Genomic DNA, 17,576 nt, shown 5'->3' with positions numbered 1-17,576 from the left:
ATCGAATTTGTCCATCTGCATGTCTGGGTAGGTTCGGAGGCTTATCAGCGCACGGATGCACATTTACATTGTAACAGGCTTTGCTTGCCATCGCATGGTGCACTTTGCATAAATTTGCTTTGACAAAACTACTTAGTCAACATATAATTGTTGCAACAACTATTTCTGCGAACAACTTTTTTGAAGGAAGCGAGGCCTCGCACACATGGAATATTCACTGGACCAATCTGTCGGTTTTCTCATGGGATTAACCCATCGAAAGGCTGCTGTCGTTCTTGCCAATCGATTCAAGCCGTACGACATCACGACAGAGCAATTCTCTGTGCTGTTTAACATTGGCCGGGGGGAAGGGGTCAACCAGAAGGAGCTTGCTGCCCGTGTGTGCAAAGACCAGCCCACGACTGCCCGCATCATCGATCTTTTAGAAAAAAAAGGGATGGTCGAACGCCGCACCAGCAAGCAGGATCGCAGGGCATACCTTCTTTATCTTACCGAAGACGGCAGGGCATTGCTCGACCAATTGATTCCGATTGAAAAAGGAATGAATGATATCCTCGCCGCCGACATTCCGGAAGAGCAAATGGAAACATTCAAAACTGTTCTCTCCCTCATCAACCGCAACCTTCAACGAATAGACACTCAGGGGGAATAACAACCAATGAACGAATCGCCACAAGCTTCACGCGTCAAACTATGGACCATCGATTTTATTTTGCTTATGCTCTGTAATTTTCTGCTTTTCTTGCAGCTGCATATGATCGTCTCTCCGCTCCCGTCCTATGTACAGGAGCGTTTTCATGCGAACGCCTTTGAAGTAAGCCTATTTACGTGCCTGTTCGCCCTATGCGCCATCGCTGCTCGCCTATATTCGGCCAAAGCTTTGGAAAGAGGGCTTCGCAACACCATGATCTACCTTGGGTTGACCGTCGCCCTGCTTGCCACGCTGGGCTATTATTTTGCCGGCGGAATCGCCCTGCTGCTGCTCCTGCGCATGATCTTCGGCACAGGCTTTGGCATGACCAGTACGGCTTTCCCCACGATGGCCTCGGATATTATTCCCGTTAAGCGAATGGGCGAGGGAATGGGATATTTCGGCTTGTCAACAAGCCTGGCCATGTCCATTGGCCCGATGATCGGGGTCACCCTCCTGCAAGGCGCAGGCTTCACAACGCTTATGTTGTGCACGGCTGGCGTTATTGCAGTCATCTATCCGCTAAGTTTATCGTTAACGCGTAAAAAAGCGAACAAAGTCGCCTCTTCTGCAGGCTCAGTGCCGCATGCTCAGCCCAAGGCCGCATCGGTGTCAGGCACCGGAGAGAAGCTGCCGTTCAACCGGAAACTGTTTCTGCCCAGCATATTGAACGCCCTCTTGGCCGTTACGTATGGAGGTCTCGTCGGTTTTATCGTCCTTTACGGTAAAGAAGCCAACTTGTCCAATCCGGCATTCTTTTTCCTGTTCAATGCCATCGCCATTCTTATTGTCCGTCCCTTTGCAGGCCGGTTATATGATCGCAAAGGACCGAAGGCGCTGTTGATTCCGGGGACCTTCTTCATGGCCGGCGGTTTGATTCTTCTTTCGTTCGCGACCTCCATGCCACTCATGCTGTTGTCTGCTTTCATCTACGGCATCGGATATGGGTCCATGCAGTCTTCGCTGCAAACGTGGATGATTCAAATCGTTGCTCCGTCGCAGCGCGGGATGGCTAACGGCATGTTCCTGAACTCGCTCGACTTCGGTATTGCCATGGGTGCCCTCCTGCTGGGCGGCATTGCCTCATTGACGAGTTATACCGAAATGTATCGTTACTCGGCCGTTGCCGTGGTGCTCTTCCTGATCATTTATCTCATTCAAGGCAAACGCAGCGGCAGCTTCGACGTGCAGGTTCATCCACTGCTGGCGCATACTCACATCGAAGGTAAAGACAAGGAAACAAACGATTGAGGCGAAGCCCCGAAACAACGTTGCAGCCTTACATGCAATGAGCATGCGCCTCTGGCGGCAAGCATTGGAAAAAGCCCGTTTCTGACAGTTCAGAACGGGCTTTTGTTTCGTTTGGACCGGATTCCCTTTTGTTCAAACCCATTTTTCGGTTCTTCGTAAACGCTTCGCTGCTGCTGATCTTGGCTTTTCCCGCCTTTTTCCTGCTCTTCTTTCTCCGGTTTGACCGCAAAGAAGCTCAGGAGAGCGCCCACCGCGCTTATGGCTGCCAACAAGCCAAAGAGGAGCATGTGAGCGCTGCCCAGCAACAATGAAATGACGGGTGGGCCGAGGGATACGCCGATAAAACGCATGCTGCTGAACAGCGCGGTAATGGTCCCCCGCATTTCTTTGTCGATCCCCTCCGTAATCAGGGCATCCAAACAAGGCAAAGTGGCCCCGATCCCGACGCTTCCTGCGGAAAACAAACCGACCACTAGATAGATGTTGTTCCAGAATCCCATCAGTAGAAGGGACGCCGTCACAATGGCGAGACCGGCAAATCCGATCCATTTCATGCGTACTTTGCTTTTGCCGATCCACTTTCCGGCCAGAAAGGACGCCAAACAAAGCGCGGCCAAGGGGATCGCCAATACAAGGCCTTTCACCACCCCGGCGAGCTTGTATTTGGATTCCAGCATTTCGGACAAATAAAACAGCACGCCAAAAAGGATAAACATGCATATGCCGCCGATGGCAAACAAAGCATATAACCAGCGGCCATTCTCTTTCATTACCTTTTTGACCGAAGCCACGAATTCGGAAAAGGATGGCGGACGTTCTTTTTTCTTCGGAGCTTTGACAAATATGATGACCAGCACAAGGGAAAACACGCACAGCACCGGTATGGCGATAAAAGGCAAATACCAGAGCCAGGCAGCCAGCGCCGCACCAAGGATCGGACTAACGACCTTGCCGAACGTGTTCGAGGTCTCAATAATGCCAAGGCTTTTGCTCACTTGTTTCTCGTCATCGAACATGTCTCCGACCAGTGGAATCACGATGGGAAACGCGCCTGCCGCACCGATCCCCTGCAGCAAGCGGCCCGCAAGGATCGTCCAATATGCGGCAGAGCCGGCAAGCATCATTGCCGCTACGCTGGCTACAGCCCCTCCTGCAGCCGCGATGATTAAGCTGGGGATAATGACAACCTTGCGCCCGAATCGGTCCGAGAGGTAACCTGCAAGCGGGATAAGTAAGATGGCAACGACCGCATATACCGTGATCAGCATGCTCACTTTAAAGGAGGATACATGCAATTGACGTTCAATTTGCGGAAGGATGGGAATCAACATTGAATTTCCCAAGGTCATAATAACCGGTATAGATGCCAATGCAGCAAGGTCCCGCTTTTTTTCGTTCATGCCACAACCACCTTTACGAGATAGGAAACCCCGGTCAATGCGACTCCATCATCCGAAATATTCCGGATGGAGCTACTGCCTGGTCCACTGACGAATCTCCTCCAATAACAACGGTTTTATTGTGGATGATTGCTCACTTTAATATACGGCGGGTTTGATTTCTCTAACATTTCGTAGCCGAAGACACGTTGCTCGCAAGAAAAAAACCGCTTTGCATAACTTTCAGCATGCAAAGCGGTTCAGCCCAACGTAAACATGGTCATTCAGTGCAGCACCAAATGTGCCGAGGCTGGTTTATGGAATCAGGCAAAATTGCTGCAGTGCAGCCCCGCCTCTAAACACAATGTACAGTTGTTCCACGGAATCACTTGCCTTGAGTTCACATCGTACCGTTGTCCAGACACGCTCTTTCATGTACCGAATCGGACCGGATGCTGTGCTCGGAACGTCGCATTCGCCAATCAGTTCGCCGTCCGGCGCACCTGAACGGATCTCAAGACGGGCGTCGCCAGCGTTTGCAAAATCCGATACACGTGCTTCAAACTGCCGTGCGTCTTCTGTGCCATTATCCTTGAACACGATCCATGCGATCTGATCCTCACGGTATAGCGGTTCTCCCGGAGCGATGGCTCGGACGGCCGTTCTTCCTTCCAAACATTCATCCAGCAAAACGGCATGGCAATCGTCGTAATTCTCCGCAGGTGTAGGCAGATGAAGCTTCCGTGCGGGAATCGTCTCTCCTTCAATGGCTAACGCCAGCGTTTGCCGGGCGTCTGCGGAGGAACGGCCGGCCATGATGGACCAGACGGCGGATTCCACGCAGTAACGGTCACGGGTCACGTCCCACATGGCCAAACGCTGTACGGGAACCGTCAGGCGCACGATCGCTTGTTCTCCGGCCGCAACATGGACCCGGCGGAAGGCCAGCAATTGCTTGCGGGCGCGTCTGACCCTGGAGGTTTGCGCGGAACCGTAGACCTGTACCACCTCATCGCTTGCAACAGAGCCGGCATTCCGAATGCTTACTTCAACGCTCAGCACGTCTTTGCCTTCCGCGTCTACCGTTCGTTCCGCTTGCAGCGATTCGTATTCGAATTCGGAATAGGTCAATCCATGCCCGAACGGGTAGAGCACCGATCCTTCATGGTATTGATAAGTCCATCCGTTACGGATAATATCGTATTCCAGCAGATCCGGAAGCTGGGATTCATCTTCGTACCATGTCATGTTGAGCCGCCCTGCCGGAGCATAAGCACCTGTAAGCACATCGGCGAGGGCACTGCCTAATTCCTGCCCCGCATGAGTCAGGTACACGATGGCCGGGGCCACATCCTTGAGATCGTGAAGGGCAAACGGATAACTGCCTATGATGACGACCACGGTGTTCGGGTTGGCCGCGCATACTTCTTTCACAAGCCGAATCTGCTCCGTCGGAAGTGTGAGGCCCGGTCTGTCGATTTCTTCCTTGCCGTTGATGTAAGGGTTGTTACCCACCACGACGATGGACACGTCGCTATCCTGTGCGATACGCGCCGCCCGCTCTACCCCGTCGAGCCGCAGCTCGCGCACAAACGGGACTGCAGCGCCTTGTTCCGCTTCCTCCGCCAAAGGTGCGAGAACCAACTGTCCCTTGTGCTCGCGAAGGCCCAGAGGCAATCCGTTCCATGAACGCAGCGTCTGATGGCCGTCGGAAGCGTCTTCCTCGAATCGTACAATTTCTTTGACGAACCATCCGCCGATCTGTTCCGCACAAGCCTGATAGATGCCTTCCTCGGTCAATGTGACGTAACGGTCGTTACTTCTGCTGCGAAGCGTATGGCTCCCCCAGCCCCAATCCTGATGTACGAACTCCGCCGGCTGTGCTCCTTCTTCCTCAACGGCAGCTAAAGTTCCTTGAGTTCCATGCACAATCACTTTTCCGTCTGCAGTTTTCAGGGAAATCCGATCATTGCCGTCTTCATAGGCAATTTCCACATTCTTCAATCGGCTTCGCAATCCGTCCAATGCGGAAACTTTGTACGGAAGCGTGCCGCTGTACCAGTCGGTATACACCGCGTCCGCAAGCGGCCCAATGACGCTGACTTTATGCAGCTTTTCCGGTTTCAGCGGGAGCAGTCCATCATTTTTGAGCAATACGACGGATTCGGCAGCCGCGCGATAACTCAACCGGGCATGCTCCGGCGCACACAACACATCCTCCGAAATCGATGCATACGGATTCGCTCCCGTCCGATCCAGCTGCCCCAATCTCATGCGTACGCCGAAAATGTTGCGAATGGCCCGATCCAGGTCTTTCTCCTGCAGCAGACCGCGTTGGAGCGCCTCTTCCAGGGCAGGCACGACCATGTCCACTTCATCCGTAAGACAGTCCACGCCCGCCTTGATCGCTCCTGCCGCCGACTCTGCATGGGATGCGTGGTACTTGTGGTAATCGACCGTCTGGGACAAGTCTCCTCCGTCGCACACGATGAAGCCGGGCATCGCCCATTCTCCTTTAACGACATCGTTGATATATGGACTCTCGATGGCCGGGGTGCCGTTGATGGAGTTGTACGCCGTCATCATCGACAAGGCACCGCCTTCCACGAACGGAGCTTCGAAGGCTTTCAAATAATATTCGCGCAAATTGCGCGGATCGATGCTGGATGAGCAGTTCAAGCGGTCTTTTTCATTGTTGTTGGCAAAAAAGTGCTTCAGCGTCGCAACCATTTTCAGATAAAACGGATGCTCGCCCTGCATGCCTTGCACCAGTGCCTTCGACATTTCTCCCGTCAGCACAGGGTCTTCCCCGTAACCCTCCTCGGTTCTTCCCCAACGCGGGTCCCGTTCCAGATCTACCGTGGGTGCCCAAAGGGTCAAACCGTGAACCTCGGGCTCCCTGTGATGATATGCCCGCGCTTCATCGCCAATGACGGAACCGATCCGGCGCAGAAGTTCCGGGTTCCATGTGCTCGACAGTCCGAGCGGCTGCGGAAATACGGTGGCGACGCCCTTCCAGGCTACCCCGTGCGCAGCCTCGCCGCCCACGTTGTATTTGGGAATGCCCAATCTCGGAACGGCCGCTTCGCGCGTCGGAATCAAACTTATTTTTTCCGCCAGCGTGAGCCTTGAGATCAGATCGTCCAGTCGTTCCTCCAGCGAAAGCGAAGCGTTCCACATGGGGTAATCGTAATATTCGTGCACGGAAATTCCTCCCTCAATTGTTTAGTTGACAAGAAGCTGCTTCCACTCCTTCAGCAAACTCAGCGTCCGCTGGCGGTATACTTCCCCATCCTCGGGTTGATTTACCTGATGCTCATGCACATATGCGTTAAAGAAAGACGACAGGATCCGATAAGCGAGCCGCCTCGTTTGTCCCTCCGGGGACATGTCCAGCTCCATTCCGTATCCTGCATGGAACGAAGCGGATTTGCCGGAAAGGATGGCTTCATATTCCCTGTCCGCAAACATGGAGCGGTCCCCGTCGATCACGGCCGCGATAACGGGCCGATCCTGCACAGGCGTTTGGATCAGCACATTGGCCTCCCACAAGTCGTTATGGACCAACACGGGTTGGGTGACTTGATCGAACAAATCGCGATGCGCCTCAAACAGCGTTACGATCTCTTCCCCGGCCTCAGGCATGTAATTCGCCGCCGCTGCTTTATCGGCAGTTTCCCGGGCATACGCAAGCAGCACGTCCGACCATCTCTCCGAACCCCGGATGGTTCCGTCTTTTTGCGGCCAGCCAAAAGAGTGGCCCTTAATTTGGTGCATCGCCGCAGTATAAGCACCAAGCTGGCGGTACAAACGATCCTTTTGCTCTGCACAAATCGACGGGTGGTCCAGCTGCACGCTCGGGATGAATGCCATGAACATGTAGGTTCGTGGTACAAGCTTTCCGCTGTCATCACAAACAATGACATGAGGGGCAGGTATACCTACGTTTCGATAATGCTCGTAAATCACGGGTTCAGCGGACATCATCGTCCGTTCAAACGAAAAGAGCGGATCCGCTGCCGGATCGGCAGAAGAACAGATCCGTTCGGGAGCCAGTCGCAGGATGACATGCGGGTATACCTCATGCTCCAGCTCAAGCTTGTAGGTCGTATTAAAAAGTCCGCCCTGCATGATGTGTTGGCTGATTATATTGGTAGCGGTTCCAAAATGATGTTTTACCAAAATTTGAATCGTTTCCGGTGTAACGGGTTGATGCAACCCTGTGCTTCTTGTTGCGTTCATGATCATCAAACTCCTATGCCCCCAAAGAATTTAAAAACGGACGGCACCTTACGAGGTACCGTCCTTACAATAACAGATTACAACTGGATCGTCAGCTTGCTCGCGCCTGCTGCAGGCGTTACAACCACGCCATGCTCGCCGGCAGCGTAAGAACCGCCTTCTACGCCGGATACGCTCTCGATGCCGCGCAGAACGATGCTCCATGGTTTGCCCGCGCCTTCGGCACGTACTTCAAGCACTTCGCCTTGACGGGAAACCTGTACTTTCAGTTCCTGTTCTGCGGCTTGGTTCACGACGGCAGCTTCTGCAGCCTGGCCGTCTGCCAATTCGAACAAATGCAAGGATACATCCTGCGCAAAGTCGTAATCCGGTTTGCTGTCAACCGCACCGACCGCAAGCAGCGTGTTCGGTTTGATCATCATTGGCAGCGTTTTGAAATCGTGGTTTTCGCTGATCCAGCGTCCACCTTCGATTTTTGCGCCAGTCAGGTAGTTCGTCCATGTACCTTCAGGCAGATAGTAACGAACGTCGCCCTCTTTGTTGAAGATCGGTGCCACAAGGATCGAGTCACCGAACATGTATTGCAGGTCCAGCGTGGCGCATGTCGGATCTTCCGGATACTCCAGCACCATCGCACGCATCATCGGCAGACCTTGCACGCTCGATTCCACCGCGGAATTGAACAGGTAAGGCATCAGGCTCAGCTTGAGCTTCGTAAAGTCGCGGACCACGTCCACCGCTTCTTCGTCGAACAACCAAGGTACGCGGTACGACTCGTTACCGTGCAGACGGCTGTGGGAAGAAAGAAGTCCGAATTGTACCCAGCGTTTGTACACGTCAGGCTCTGCCGTGCTTTCGAAACCGCTGATGTCATGACTCCAGAACCCGAAACCGGAAAGACCGAGGGACAGGCCTCCGCGCAGCGATTCCGCCATGGAAGAATAGTTGGACGAGCAGTCTCCGCCCCAGTGCACAGGGAACTGTTGTCCGCCTACGGTTGCGGAACGCGCAAACAACGCCGCTTCGTTTTTGCCCAGGTTTTCTTCCAATACGTCAAATACGGCTTTGTTGTACAGGAATGTATAGTAGTTGTGCATTTTCACAGGGTCGGAGCCGTCATAATAAACGACGTCCGTCGGAATTCTTTCGCCGAAGTCCGTTTTGAAGCAATCCACGCCTTGGTCGATCAGCGTTTTCAGCTTGCCTTTGTACCAGTCCACAGCCGCAGGATTCGTGAAGTCCACGAGACCCATGCCGGCTTGCCACATATCCCACTGCCATACGCTGCCGTCGGCGCGTTTAACAAGATATCCGTTTTCCATACCCTCGTCGAACAGGTAGGATTTCTCGGCGATGTACGGGTTGATCCATGCACAGATTTTAAGACCTTTTTCTTTCAGTCGTTTCAGCATGCCTTCCGGATCAGGGAACATGTCTTTGTCCCATTCGAAATCACACCATTGGTACTCCTTCATCCAGAAACAGTCGAAGTGGAATACGGAAAGCGGCAGATCGCGCTCGGCCATGCCGTCCACGAAATGGTTTACCGTTGCTTCGTCGTAATCCGTCGTAAACGAAGTCGTCAGCCACAGGCCAAACGTCCATGCCGGCGGCAGTGCAGGTTTGCCTGTCAATTTGGTGTAATTATCAAGCACTTCTTTCGGGTTCGCTCCACCGATGATGAAGTATTCCAGGGACTCTCCAGCTACGCTGAATTGCACTTTCGATACGTTCTCGGAAGCGATCTCGTACGATACTTTTTCCGGATGGTTGACGAAGACGCCATATCCTTTGTTGGACAGGTAGAACGGAATGTTTTTGTAAGCTTGCTCACTGCTTGTGCCGCCGTCTTCGTTCCAAATATCCACGACTTGTCCGTTCTTCACGAACGGAGTAAAGCGCTCGCCCAAGCCGTAGACATACTCGCCTACGCCCAGCTCCAGCTGTTCGCGGAAGAATGCGCCTTCTTCTTTGGATTGAATGTATCCCGCGCCTCTCCAGCCGCTGCCAGTGAGACGTTTCTCATTATAATAGAAGCCGATGTCCCAACCTTTGGTTTTGTCCACAGTCACGCTCAGATCGCCGCTCTTCAGCACGGCACCCTGCTCATCGCGTGTAATTTGCACATCGGTATTGAACGTGTTCAGCGCGAATTCCGGCCCTTGGTTCACTTGACCTTTGTGATGGTTCAGCTGCACGCGAATAACGTTAGGCATCGGAGAGCTGTAAGTCGCCTTGAGCAGCGTTCCGTTCAGGGTATCTCCTTTGCGTTCAATGCGTTTGGTTGCCGCGTATACCGTCATGGTATCGCCTTTTTGTACTATATCTCGAACATCTGCAGGATTTTGCACATGGTATCCTTCACGGATTTGCCAATAACCGTCCGTAAATTTCATTGATCATTACCCCCTTTGGTTATACTATAATAATATTGATATTAAAGCGTGTTTTCTTATCATATTTTGACCAAATATATCACGATTTTGATATTTGATGATCATTTCCGCCACATGATGCCTAAACAATGGAAACGATTACATTAATACTGAAATGAGAGGGGCCTTCTCTATGGAAAGAGAACGATTGCGGGAGGACCGCATTCACGGCAATGCCATGTATCCTGTCAGCGTCTATCCGGATATTCAGCAGTTGAACGGGGACAGCATTCTTGACTGCCACTGGCATGACGAAATGGAATTTACGATGATGATTCAGGGAAGCGCGGTCTTTCAGATCGATATGAATACGGTTGAAGTTCAAGCCGGGGAAGCCATCTTTGTCAATCGCGGCGAAATTCATGCAGGCTACCTCAAGGGCGAGGATCCATGTGTGTTTTCTTCCATCGTCTTTAACCCGGAGCTGCTCGGCAGCCGCACGTTCGATGCCGTTCAGGAGAAGTTCATTGGCCCGCTGATGCACAAAACGCTCGTCCCTCCCTGTCATATCAAGTCCGATGAGGCGTGGGGCCAGGAAATTCTCCTTTACTTGCAGCGGATTTTTGCCGAGCATGAGCAAGGATCCGACACTTGCGAAATGACGACCAAAGCATTGCTGTATCTGATTTTCGCCCGCATGTTCGAGCATATGAAGCCTGCTCCGCTCAAAAGCGCAGTCCCGACCGGCAGCCATGACAAAATCGAGCGGTTGAAATCCGTGCTTGGATACATCCACCGCCGTTATCCGGAACCGCTCAAGCTGAAAGAGCTGGCTGACGAAGCCAACATGAGCGAAGGGCATTTCTGCCGCTTTTTCAAACAGATGGTACAGAAGAGCCCTGTCGATTACATCAATTATTACCGTGTGCAGCAGGCCTGTTACCAATTGGAGAACACCGACCACAAAATCGTCGACATCGCCATGGACGTCGGGTTCGAGCACCTGAGTTATTTCATCACGACCTTCAAAAAACACAAAAACATTACGCCGTCCCAATATCGCAAGCTCTTCTATGAAAAACTGGCCATGGAGCCCCTTCCGATTTGAAACGCCGAGATGGCAACAGAACAAACGAAAAAGGAAGCATTCCGGACTTGCCGGGATCCTTCCTCTTTTTTGCGCCCAAACAGCTTTAAGCACGTATTAAGGGATCAACGATTTCCATGCGCTATACTCATGCACCGATATGCCCGAGTAGGAATCGTAGCCTTTTGCCATGCTTTCTACCAGCTTCAGCTGGCTCTCCATGTATGCTTTGCCTTCCTCGTAAAACGTTATGAACTGGCCTTCTTTGCTCTGTTTCGTCTCGACGGCGATCGAAAGCTTTTTGCCCAGCGCGGCCGATTCGGCGAGCTCGGTCTTGGCCACATCGAAGATGGCCTTCGCCGTATCCCGATATGCCATGATGGTCACGGCATCGTATTGGCGGATCATCCAGCTGCTGACGGCCATGTCCGATCCCGGAATCTTGTAGTTATCCAGCCAGAAAGGTAAATCGGCCGCCACAGGCAGGTTCATTTTCGCCGCCCGGTTCATGATATAACGCACATTGCCCTGCCATTCCGAAATGACCCGTTCCTGGTCGGTCTTCCATTCGGGAAGCACATGCGGCTCGATATCCAGGTGGATTCCGGCAAACCGTTCATCGGCTTCCGCTTGGGACTGGTACGCCTCTATCCAATCCAAAAAAGCTGCAATCTGATTCACGTTTTCGCTCAGCCCCCATGCAGGACGTCCATCCATAATATCTACGACAACGCCCTGTTCACCTGCTTTGCGGATGAATTCCTTATAATAAGGCAATTTCACGTCCCTGTTGATTTGCAAATAAATGGCGCTGATTTGATGGGTTGCCGCAAATTGCAAGATGCTTTCGGTGTGATCGACGATCTGCATCGTATCCCATAACCAGGTTGCCCTTATGGGTCCCTCCTTCTGAACTGTTCCCTGCACCGTGGGAATTTCCCCCGGAGAGCTCTCCGCGATGACGCTTGGCGTCGAACACGACGCGCCAATGAGAAGAAAGAGACTGCTGAACAACAACATAAAACGACGACCCCGGTTTTTTTTCATGTTTGAACACTCCCTTGCTTGTTAACTCCTCTGCCGATCAGGGAGATCATGTGCTGCTCCCGGCTCATGGAACCTCTGCGAATATAGGACTTTATTGCATTTCTTATATATGCAATACCACCTTATAGACGCACGACAAAAGAATCACTTAAACATATTTCGGGCGTTCACACTTCTGTATTAATAGTTCTTTAGACCCTATTTTTGGGACTGGAATTTTAGCCATATGATGAGAGACGAGCGGATTCCATGCTGGATTTCTTCTAATAAGGAGTTACAAAACTTGTAAACGTTCGCCTCATGGACATGGAAATTGACATGCAAAAAAAACCTTGCGCAATGCAGCGCAAGGTTTTTTTGTGGCAACATATCTCCAGTTCAATGGTTAACGTCCTGTTCGCGTTGGACACGATCACACCTCAGGGTTATGCAAGCCGCTTCATTGAGCCTTTACCTCGTTGACCTCCTCAAACAGGGATACCTGTTCAATGCCTTCCGACGAGATCCGAACAAGTCCTTTGTCGGACAAACGCAGCTCGGGAATGACGACTAGTGCCAGCAGGGACAGCGTCATAAAGGCATTGTTCAGCGTGCAGCCTGCCGATTGCAGCGCCTCGCTGACGGCTTCGGACTGTGCAGCCACTTGCTCGAAAGGCTCGGTCGACATCAGGCCGGCAATCCGCAGCGGAAACTCCGTGCTGCCCGATGCCGTCACCACGGCGACGCCGCCCTGCATGCCGATCACCCTGTTTCCTGCCTCTGCCATCAGTGCATCGTCATTGCCGATGATGAGCAGATTGTGGCTATCATGCGCAACGGTCATGGCAATGGCAGCCGGTTTCTTAAAACCAATGCCTCCTACAAGCGCAACCGCGCGGTTGCCTGTTTGCTTATGCCGTTCGAGCACGGCAATCTTGCATACGTCACCATCGGTCGGGACCTGCACAAGCCCCTGCTTTACTTCAACGTGGGCAAGCTTCTCTTTCGTATCCACATGATTTTCGGTCACTTGAATGACTTTGGCAGCAATGGTGCCTTCGGCAATCGGTGCGGCCAAAGCCATGTCACCCGGCTGAAGATCCGGATTCAGCTTTACCGTGTTCAGTGCTTCGTCCGGATAGATGAATGGCTCCCATGCTGCCGTCATTTTTCCATGCTCGGCAACGATCTGGCCCGCTGCAATGGTCATGCCGACCCGAACGTCGGCCAGCCTTCCGTCCAGCAAAATGATGTCCGCCATATTTCCGGGAATGACGGCGCCGATATCGCGGGCCACCCCAAACCTCTCGGCTGTGTTGATCGTCGCCATCTGGAACGCGGTCACCGGCTTCACCCCTTGGGAGATGGCCAGACGCACAACGAAATCCATATGGCCCTCCTTGAGCAAAGACTCCGAACTCCGGTCATCAGTGACAAGCAGCATGCGGCGTGTATCAAGCCCCAGCTCGGTACAGGCTTTGATCGTTTCGGCAACGTCATGCCAGGCCGATCCTTGGCGCATTTTTGCATACATGCCCAGACGCAGCCGTTCAACCACGTCTTCCTTCGTCACGCACTCGTGATCTCCCGAAACCCCGCTTGCCGCATAAGCAGGAAGACGCCAGTCATCCGCTGCCCACGTAAAATGGCCATCGGCCACTTTGCCTGCGCGCAGCGTGGCCTGAATTTCGCCAAGCATCGTGTCGTCGCCGTAGACGACCCCCGGAAAGTTCATGACTTCCCCCAGGCCAATCATGTCAGGCCCCCATGAGAGGGCCTCGGCAACCTCCTCCGGCCCGATGTACGCCCCTGTCGTTTCCAGACCCGGATGGGTGGAAGGCACGCAGGAAGCCACTTGCAAATAGGCAGCCAGCGGCGTTGTCCGCGCCTCGTCCAGCATCATGCGCAGCCCTTTCAAGCCAAGTACGTTGGAAATTTCGTGCGGATCGAAGAATCCGCCCGTCGTCCCGGATGGCAGTACCGCTCTTGCAAATTCGGATACCTTCATTTGCGTGCTTTCAATATGGCAATGCCCATCCAACAATCCAGGCGCAATATATCGTCCCTCTGCTTCAATAATTCGGGTATGCTCGCCGATTGCATGGCTGACATCTTTGCCCACATAGGCAATACGTGCGCCTTGAATCGCAACGGACATGCCCGGTAAAATTTCGCCCGAAATGACGTTTACCAGCGTGCCCCCGCGAATGACCAGCGTCGCTGGCAAATCTCCCCGCGCCGTCGCAACCAGGTCGGGTACGCAATCTGCCAATGGCACCCGCTCAAAACGTGTTTTTTTCAATTTCCATCCTCCTCCGTTCCAGTACGCCCTGCAAAAAAGTATATTGTTACGATTATAAGAGTCCGCATCCTGGGTGTAAAGAACCCTCACTTGATTTGTTTTTGATGATAAAATGCACGGCAAATATGATGAACCAAAACAATGATTGGTATTTCTCCGACATGCCTATGTTAGAAATTGTTCCGTAATATCCTGCCAATCGCCCAGATTCGGCAGCTTTTGCAGTCCCCAATAGTCCAGGAAAATCGCTATAACTTTACGAGGATCCTCAGATATGTAACTGTAATGTTCGAATCTTTCGTCATCGAATACGAATCGCACTTCTACGACGAATTCCTCCGGATTATCCGTGGTCGCAGCCTGTAAATAGATGCTCTTATCTATAGGTTGTGACGGCACAAGCACCAGATAGTCCATCAAGTCTAAGTTCGTGATGAGTTCGTCGAACAATGAAGCATTCATGTCCTCATTTTGATATTTGATCCCATTGCTTTCCAATGTGTAAGTGACGTTTGCGTAATCCACGTTCATCCTCCTCTTTCGTTCGTTTCTGTTTCCATCCGAGCATATATGCAGCAATGAAACCGTGCAAGGGCTGTACGATGCACATAAGCAAAAGCTCCCGTACCCAGAGTACGGAAGCCGGTAGTCATTAATACCAGTCGAAGGATTCATTCGTCTGCCGGGTCATATCAACGTTTTACTCCGTTTGGGCCATGGGGACATCTGCCATCGCATACAGCTCTGCCGGCTGGGAAGTAATGAACGGGCTTGGCTCGCCTTTGCAGTACACATGCAGCAAATGCATCGCCCGCGTACATGCCGTATAGAACAGCTTGCGCTCATGCTCCTGGCCGTATCTGCGGGCAGAGGCGTCGTGAATAAGCACGGCGTCGAACTCGACGCCTTTGGCGAGATACGCTGGAATAACGTGTACGCCCTGCTCAAAGGAAAGCGTCGTTTTTTTGATGAGCTTGGGTGCCTGTTCCAGCCTTTTGCTTAAAGCCTCGTGCACTTTTTTGCTCTCCTCAGCAGTTTTGCATATAACGGCAACGGTCTCGAAACCTTCCTTCACCAGGCCCTCGATATCCTTTGTCATGGCGTCGATATGTTCTTGTGCCGAAGAAGTTACAACCACTTTCGGTTTGTCTCCGGCACGGTTAAACGGCACGATCTCTTCCCCGCCGGGAATCATTCCTTTCGTGAACTCCACGATCTCGCGCGTTGACCGGTAACTCCGCGTCAGCTCAATGAGTTCAGTCTCTTCAGGTCCGTATAGCTTTGTCAGCGGCCCCGTCCCCTTAAGCACGGAAGAGTGCGCATAGATGGCCTGGTTGAAGTCGCCGAGTGCCGTAAATTTCGAACGCGGAAACAAACGTTTCATGAATGCAAGCTGGAAAGCCGAGTAATCCTGCGCTTCGTCGATGATGACGTGACGGATGGCGGAATTAATGTGAAATCCAAGCAGCAATTCCCGCAGATACAGGTACGGCGTAATGTCCTCATAGGCCAGCTCCTGAACCTTCAGCCTGCCCAGCGTCACATCGCAAATGTCCTGCCAGTGAGACGGCAGCGCTTCTCCTTCCAACAAACGCGTCATCAGCGCCTGGTCCTGGAACAGGTGTGCATACATTTGGCGGACGTCAACGAAACGAAGCGCTTTGATCCATTTGCGCAGCGGTTTCAGCCGGTCGCTTACGACCATGCGTGCCAAAATGCCGCGTTCCTGTTCGAAATCGTCGAAACTGTCCACCTTGCCTTTTTGTTTACGTTTCAGGCGTTGATAGGCTTTCTGCAAATCCTCTGCATCCATCACATCGAGCTGCTGATCGACCCAATCCGCTTCCAACTGCCGTTTGCCGAACGCCGATAACTCCTTGAGCATCCAATCGCGCAGCAGCTCCAGTCTGCTGACCAGTTTGACGGACGGCTCGAAACTGTAAAATTTCTCAAGCATCGCCTCTGCGGGAACGACTACCTGTCCCTGAAAACGCACAGGTTTGAACTTCATGCCGCCATTCATCAAACCGTCCTTGTATTTTGTGATAACGTTCAGGAATGATTCCGACGATTTAAAACGGATTCCTGACATGCGCGCCGCGTATCCCGGGTCAGCCGTGGCCGTCAATACGTATTCCAGCTGGATGAACGGATCCTCCAATTGATACTCCTTGCCGAGCCGCCGCTCCAGGTACTCCTGGAAGGTGGTCTGCAGCATGTTTTCTTCTCCAAGCTCGGGCAGTACCGTCGATACATAGCTGTTGAACATCGGATTCGGCGAAAAAAGAACCATCTGGTCTGCCCGCAAATGCTCCCGGTATTTGTACAGCAAATAGGCTACCCGCTGCAGGGCGGCCGACGTTTTGCCGCTGCCTGCCGCTCCCTGCACGATTAACATGCGAGCCCGGTCATTGCGGATGATCCGGTTCTGCTCCCGTTGAATCGTGGCCACGATGCTTTTCATCTGCGCATCGGACGTTCGACTCAGCACGGCCTGCAGCAGTTCATCACCGATCGTGACTCCCGTGTCAAACATAAAACGAATGCGCCCGTCCCGAATGACGAACTGCCGCTTCATTTCAATAGTGCCGCGAATCTCTCCGCCCGGCGTGTGGTATGCGGCCGGTCCTGGAGCGCCATCGTAATACAGATTGGAAATCGGCGCGCGCCAGTCGTAGATGATGAAGTTCTCCTCTTTCTCATCCAACATGGAGGCGATCCCGAGGTAAACCTTTTCTGTATCCGAATAACCGGTCTCCGTAAAATCGATGCGGCCGAAATACGGGGAGTAATGCAGCCGTTTCATTTTGCTGAGGGAAGCTGCCGTGTTCAGGTGGCTCCGCTCCCGGTCGGAGAGGACCTGCGATTGCTGCCGCATGCTCGTCGACGTTTCCCCGACATCGTCCGCCTCGCTGAAGTTCATCGTAACCTCGTCCCAGAAATCCTTTCTCATCTCAACGACTTCTTCCCGGAAGGTGCTTACCTCCTGTTCAAGCGCCGCAATTTTCCGTTCGATCTGCTTCGTCACGCTGTCTACGCGCTGCTGCTCCTCAAGCCACTGCCGATCTGCACTCATTTGTCCATACGCCCCTTTATCCCCCAATATGGCAATTTGACAATCTGAAAATGCCATGTTATAGTCAAATTAATAAAGTAATTATTTTGGTATTTTGTGAATTAATTCTAATTCATGCGTCGTTTTTTTATTGTACCAGCCACAACG

Annotated in this window: 11 protein-coding genes; 3 read left to right on the top strand and 8 right to left on the bottom strand. The window is 52.5% G+C overall.

Annotated elements, in window-relative coordinates:
- Nucleotides 1-205 precede the first annotated feature (205 nt).
- The gene (locus tag SNR34_RS10320) at nucleotides 206-652 is read left to right on the top strand and encodes a MarR family winged helix-turn-helix transcriptional regulator (protein ID WP_236417922.1); all 447 of its coding nucleotides are present in this window, start codon (nucleotides 206-208) and stop codon (nucleotides 650-652) included.
- A gap of 6 nt (nucleotides 653-658) precedes the next feature.
- Nucleotides 659-1,942, top strand: a complete 1,284-nt coding sequence (locus SNR34_RS10315) for an MFS transporter (RefSeq protein WP_486181832.1) — start codon at nucleotides 659-661, stop codon at nucleotides 1,940-1,942.
- 89 nt (nucleotides 1,943-2,031) lie between these two features.
- Here SNR34_RS10315 and bcbE read toward each other — a convergent pair whose 3' ends face one another.
- The 4 genes from bcbE to yicI form a co-directional block, all read right to left on the bottom strand.
- Nucleotides 2,032-3,342, bottom strand: a complete 1,311-nt coding sequence (gene bcbE / locus SNR34_RS10310) for a bacillibactin exporter BcbE (protein ID WP_486181831.1) — start codon at nucleotides 3,340-3,342, stop codon at nucleotides 2,032-2,034.
- A gap of 294 nt (nucleotides 3,343-3,636) precedes the next feature.
- The gene (locus SNR34_RS10305) at nucleotides 3,637-6,525 is read right to left on the bottom strand and encodes a glycoside hydrolase family 3 C-terminal domain-containing protein (protein ID WP_486181830.1); all 2,889 of its coding nucleotides are present in this window, start codon (nucleotides 6,523-6,525) and stop codon (nucleotides 3,637-3,639) included.
- A gap of 21 nt (nucleotides 6,526-6,546) precedes the next feature.
- Entirely contained in the window at nucleotides 6,547-7,563 is a 1,017-nt protein-coding gene (locus SNR34_RS10300; protein ID WP_486181829.1) for a phosphotransferase family protein, read from the bottom strand.
- A 77-nt stretch (nucleotides 7,564-7,640) separates the two neighbouring features.
- Nucleotides 7,641-9,959, bottom strand: coding sequence for an alpha-xylosidase (yicI, locus tag SNR34_RS10295; RefSeq protein WP_486181828.1), 2,319 nt, complete (start codon nucleotides 9,957-9,959; stop codon nucleotides 7,641-7,643).
- A 172-nt stretch (nucleotides 9,960-10,131) separates the two neighbouring features.
- Between yicI and SNR34_RS10290 the strand changes: the two genes are divergently transcribed.
- A complete protein-coding gene (locus SNR34_RS10290; RefSeq protein WP_236417935.1) occupies nucleotides 10,132-11,046 on the top strand; it encodes a helix-turn-helix domain-containing protein in 915 nt (304 codons plus the stop codon).
- A gap of 96 nt (nucleotides 11,047-11,142) precedes the next feature.
- Here the strand turns inward: SNR34_RS10290 and SNR34_RS10285 are convergent, their stop codons facing one another.
- The 4 genes from SNR34_RS10285 to helD form a co-directional block, all read right to left on the bottom strand.
- The gene (locus SNR34_RS10285) at nucleotides 11,143-12,072 is read right to left on the bottom strand and encodes a hypothetical protein (RefSeq protein ID WP_486181827.1); all 930 of its coding nucleotides are present in this window, start codon (nucleotides 12,070-12,072) and stop codon (nucleotides 11,143-11,145) included.
- A gap of 439 nt (nucleotides 12,073-12,511) precedes the next feature.
- Nucleotides 12,512-14,353 carry an adenine deaminase gene (locus SNR34_RS10280; protein ID WP_339277341.1) on the bottom strand — a complete coding sequence of 614 codons (1,842 nt, stop codon included), beginning with the start codon at nucleotides 14,351-14,353 and terminating at the stop codon, nucleotides 12,512-12,514.
- A 165-nt stretch (nucleotides 14,354-14,518) separates the two neighbouring features.
- Nucleotides 14,519-14,878, bottom strand: coding sequence for a hypothetical protein (locus SNR34_RS10275; RefSeq protein ID WP_486181826.1), 360 nt, complete (start codon nucleotides 14,876-14,878; stop codon nucleotides 14,519-14,521).
- Between the two features lie 175 nt (nucleotides 14,879-15,053).
- The gene (helD, locus tag SNR34_RS10270) at nucleotides 15,054-17,429 is read right to left on the bottom strand and encodes an RNA polymerase recycling motor HelD (RefSeq protein WP_486181825.1); all 2,376 of its coding nucleotides are present in this window, start codon (nucleotides 17,427-17,429) and stop codon (nucleotides 15,054-15,056) included.
- Nucleotides 17,430-17,576 lie beyond the last annotated feature (147 nt).

This window comes from Paenibacillus sp. XP01 (genome assembly GCF_057364885.1).
The sequence above is the reverse complement of the archived record's forward strand: the minus strand, read 5'-3'. Positions and strand labels throughout refer to the sequence as shown.